Origin of the sequence: Secundilactobacillus similis DSM 23365 = JCM 2765 (genome assembly GCF_001311075.1) — a bacterium.
Taxonomy (GTDB): domain Bacteria; phylum Bacillota; class Bacilli; order Lactobacillales; family Lactobacillaceae; genus Secundilactobacillus; species Secundilactobacillus similis.
In genome coordinates this window covers 1-1,488 of sequence record NZ_BBAD01000161.1, presented here as the reverse complement: position 1 = coordinate 1,488, position 1,488 = coordinate 1, and the positions used below count along the sequence as shown (strand labels likewise).

Here is a 1,488-nt window from a genome sequence, read left to right as displayed (position 1 = left end):
TGAGGTCGGCCCCCAACCTTGGACAGTTAGCCATTGGAGGCACAGTTATGTCAACATATTCGTATGAAACTAAATTAGGCGTCGTAGGTGAATATCTAGAAGGAGAAACCCTTCAGAGTTTGATTAAAAAGTATCACATCAAGCGTGCTAGCACCGCCCTAACTTGGGTGAAAAAATATAAGCAATTGGGGGTGATTGGGCTTCAACCACACGTTGGTAATCAAAGAAAGTACACAGTTGAATTTAAGCAACGTGTATTAAAGTGGAAGTCTGAAAATAAGGCCACGAGTGTGGATACCGCCAAACACTTTCACGGTGTCGGCGAGTCCAGTATTCGTAAATGGGAAGCGCAGCTAAAGCGAGATGGTATTGCGGGACTTGGCCAATTGAAAGGACGAGCTGCCACGAAACCCAAAAAGAAGCCTTCAAAGAAGCGTAACCAGAGTGAATTAGAAAGACTGCGACAAGAAAACCTAGACTTACGTATGGAGAATGAATTCTTAAAAAAAGTGAGGGCCTTGAATCAGAAAAAGCGCAACTAAAGCGTCGCGTAATATCTAAAATACTCACTCGGATAACGAATGATTTAAGGCAAAAATATCACGTTTCATTGAATCGAGTTTTGAAGGTCACGGGTTTGGCCAGAAGCACCTACTACTATGGGTGTCAGCATCTTGATGATATTGATCAACAGGATGATCCGGATCTGTTAACCCTTATCCATCAGATTCACACTCAGGAACCAAAATATGGTGCTGAGCGGATTACTGATGAACTGCACAATCGGGGACATATCATTAACCATAAACGGATTTTACGTATTACCCGCGAAAATGGCTGGCAGGTCCTCAATTATCACAAAAGTACTCATCAGTACCATTCGTACGTTGGCGAGGTTGGATCCATCGCACCTAATCGACTACACCAACACTTCATTACTGATCGACCGCTACAAAAGCTAGTTACTGACGTCACTGATATTCGTTGGGGAACCCAGACTCTTAAAGAACGACTATTTTTATCTCCAGTGATGGATCTCTATAACGATGAAATTTTAGATTTTAATATCAGCAGCCACCCCACAGTAGACTTCGTATTAGACCCAGTTAAACGGGTTTTGGATAACCTTCCTAACCTACCATACCGTACCACGATGCATAGTGATCGTGGTGTTCAATATCAACATAGTAAATGGCGTAAGGAATTACGGCGTCATCGTGTATTTCAAAGTATGTCTCGTCTGGCGACATGTTTAGATAATGCACAAATGGAATCATTTTTTAGTGTTTTAAAAGCCGAACTAGATACCAAAAATTATAAGACTAAGGAAGCTTTAATAAAGGCCATTAAGGCTTGGGTCAATCATTACAATACTGTAAGAATCAAACACCATCTTGGTGGAAAATCACCAGTCGATTTTCGAAAATCAGCTGCAACAAATCGTCCAGAACTAGTTTAAATATCGTCCAACTTTGCGGGTCGGGTCCA

2 protein-coding genes are annotated in these 1,488 nt (G+C 41.7%); both read left to right on the top strand.

Annotated features, from left to right (window positions below; genetic code table 11):
- The coding region (locus JCM2765_RS16460; protein WP_225352156.1) for a transposase at window positions 1-542 on the top strand (542 nt) is incomplete at its 5' end.
- The gene (locus JCM2765_RS16455; protein ID WP_156301852.1) at window positions 497-1,459 is read left to right on the top strand and encodes an IS3 family transposase; all 963 of its coding nucleotides are present in this window, start codon (window positions 497-499) and stop codon (window positions 1,457-1,459) included. The genes JCM2765_RS16460 and JCM2765_RS16455, both read left to right, overlap by 46 nt.
- Window positions 1,460-1,488 lie beyond the last annotated feature (29 nt).